This window comes from Methylocystis sp. sgz306128, assembly GCF_056032725.1.
The window spans coordinates 1-2888 of sequence record NZ_JBVYWO010000025.1 but is presented as its reverse complement, the minus strand read 5'-3'; the positions used below and the strand labels follow the sequence as shown (position 1 = coordinate 2888).

Here is a 2888-nt window from a genome sequence, read left to right as displayed (position 1 = left end):
CCCAATGAGTTTGCAATGAAAATCACTATGGAAAAAAGGGCCGCTTGAGGTCAAAATGCAAATCTAAGACTCTCCCCAAAACTGGAGGGAAGTCGGGGCTCAGGTCAACCATATCTAATTATATATATTAAAATTTCTGTCAAATTTATTGAAAATAAATATTAAATATATTGATATAATAAATAAAAATATGTTGGAAATTAACATCAAATTTCTTATTTTATTAAAATTCGGCGCGCGCTTTGGCGCCAAATATATGATATTTTTATCCGAATTATTATCGGGACTTAATCAACGATATAAGCTGACCTGTCGAGAAAATTTCGTTCTGCCAAGAGCATTTCTCTTTGATTTGAAAATTCACAGAATAGTATTCCAGCACGCCCGTTATGACCTCCGGCTAATTCTTCGCCAAGACGATGAAGTGGAAAAAAACTTTTGACAGGCAGCGCGTTCTGCAGTCGAAGACCACTGAAAATCGTCCTCTCGTCAGCAGTAACGGTGTGTCTCATAATATAGCGCAGTTGATTAGGCGACGTATTACAAGGGGTACCAATAAAATAGGAAGCATATTTTGCTGCATAACGAAAGTCAGTACTATATTCGATAAGAAGTGCATATAGATCGCCCGGACATCGACGTGAAACTTCTACAATCGACGGCCGGTCCCCTGTCCAGAGAAATTGCGTGTGAACAAGGCCGTCTTTTAGTGATAGTGCCCGTGCCAGGCGGACAATACTTTCAGAGAGAGTCTGTTGACAATCTTCAGGCAGAGCTCCGGAAACATAACTCGTATCTACGGCAAACGGATTAATTGATGAGGCCTCGCGCACTAAAAAAGCATCCTGAGGAACGCAGTTCTCAATAAATGTGGTGTAACTAAAAAGTTCGCCAACGACAAATGGTTCCGCTAGAGCTTGCTGTGTAATGCTAGCCTGCCGAGCCATTTTAAAAGCTGCAGTAACCCGCTCGGGATTTGCTCCGTCAAACACCGATATCCCACGGCCGCTGAAAGCATCGACAGGCTTGCAAATAAACTGTCCTACTGTTGGAAACTGGCTTTCTGAGCGCTCAAGTGGCGCGGGCAGATCGAGTTCCATACAGAGCCTGCGAAATTGGCGCTTATTGGCTAATTTCCCATTAGCGCTGACGTCATCAAGCATGGCGCCGCCAATCTGTACGCATGTGTCCATAGACACATCAGTACAACCTGGGATAATGCGTTCAATACCCAGTCGGTTAACATGACGGTCTACTTCCGGTATCTGACTATAGTCTTGTTCAACCCAGCGCCGCCCTGCCCTTTGTGCCAGAATATCTGCTGGACGGTTTCCCATTACCCAAACCTCGTGTCCACTTTCCACGAGATATTCGTATATTGGCAACGAAGAAAATGCGGTGTCCACCAGAAGTACTTTCATAGGCGCGTTACCCTAAATTAATGCTCATTAAACTTCGTCGATATCAACTACTGCACGCGTTTCAATCGAGCGCTGGATAGCCTGAACTACCAGAAGGTTACGGTATCCATCTTCGGCTGATATCCGAGGCTTTACCTTGCCGCGAATGACGTCCACAAAATGATCAAGTTGGAGTTTTAGCGGATCTTGACGCTCCAATTGGAGCACAAATTCATCGAATGGCTTCCACCACGACCGATCTGCTTCGCTCTTGTAGGCGCGCGCGTGCATGCTTGGAAAATCCAACGAGCCATTCGTTCCTGAAAAGTGATAACAATATTCGCTCGGATAGAATGGATAAGCAGCGTTTTCGCCACTTGTCATTTCCCAACTTTTTGTGCTCGCAGCTGTGTCTGAAAGCAGAAAAGTACCCAACGCACCACTTCGAAACGCAAGTGATATAGAAACGGTATCTTCTACGTCAAAATTACGGATGTTGTGCCCCGCAATTGCACTTATTGATGCTATCTCTCCACAAAAACTCCGCATCAATCCGATCTCATGAATCAGATTAATTAATATTGGCCCCCCGCCCCGCAACGAGCGCCAAGGACCATCGAGAAAGTATTGTTTGGGCTTATAAAATAGGGCTGAACCTTGAAGAGCAACTAACCGACCGAAGCGCTCGGAACGTAGGAAAGGCATAGCAGCATCAAGAAGTAGGCTATATGTCCGGTGATGACCAACCAACACTGGCACATCCGAACGTTTAACAGCCGAGAGCAGACTCTCCGCTTCTTTGACGTTATCAGTTATGGGCTTTTCGATAAGCACAGGAATGCCGTGCTCGATACAGGCCATTGCCTGACTGTAATGCACGGCGTTTGGCGAACTAATGATAGCAGCGTCAAATTTTTCCGTCGCAAGAGCGTGAGCGAAATCGGTATAAAAGTCGACCGCATGCCGGTTCGCAAAAGCACGATTTTCTTCAGAATCAGGCGCGACGACCGCGACGAGGTCACAATCGTCCCTCGCCTCGATTAACTCGGCATGCCGCCTGCCAATAAGCCCAGGGCCAGAAAGAATAAATTTAATTGGTGAATTCATAAGATATTCCCTTAAATATTTACTCTATCCGTGAATTTTAAATAATCAAATTTTTAAATTTATTATTATATATTATTTAAAATATTTTATTTATTCTTCAGCAATTTCTTGGAGATATTGTCCATAGCCGCTCTTGCCCAGTTTTTCGGCCAGACGGGCGAGGTCGGCTTTCGAGATGAAGCCGCTGCGATAAGCGATTTCCTCCGGCGCGCAGATGCGCACGCCCTGCCGCTTTTCCAGCGCGCGCACGAATGTCGCCGCATCGACAAGCGACTCCGGCGTGCCGGTATCGAGCCAGGCATAGCCCCTGCCCAATGTTTCAACGGAAAGCTGGCCGCGCTGGAGATAGATGCGGTTCACGTCGGTGATTTCCAGCTCGTT

3 protein-coding genes are annotated in these 2888 nt (G+C 46.1%); all 3 read right to left on the bottom strand.

Annotated features, from left to right (window positions below):
• Positions 1-287 precede the first annotated feature (287 nt).
• Complete coding sequence (locus tag AC0N03_RS16695; RefSeq protein ID WP_474290040.1) at positions 288-1421, bottom strand: ATP-grasp domain-containing protein; 1134 nt, start codon at positions 1419-1421, stop codon at positions 288-290.
• A gap of 27 nt (positions 1422-1448) precedes the next feature.
• Positions 1449-2507, bottom strand: coding sequence for a Gfo/Idh/MocA family protein (locus tag AC0N03_RS16690; protein WP_474290039.1), 1059 nt, complete (start codon positions 2505-2507; stop codon positions 1449-1451).
• Between the two features lie 90 nt (positions 2508-2597).
• A partial coding sequence (locus tag AC0N03_RS16685; protein WP_474290038.1) for a sugar phosphate nucleotidyltransferase occupies positions 2598-2888 on the bottom strand: 291 nt, incomplete at its 5' end.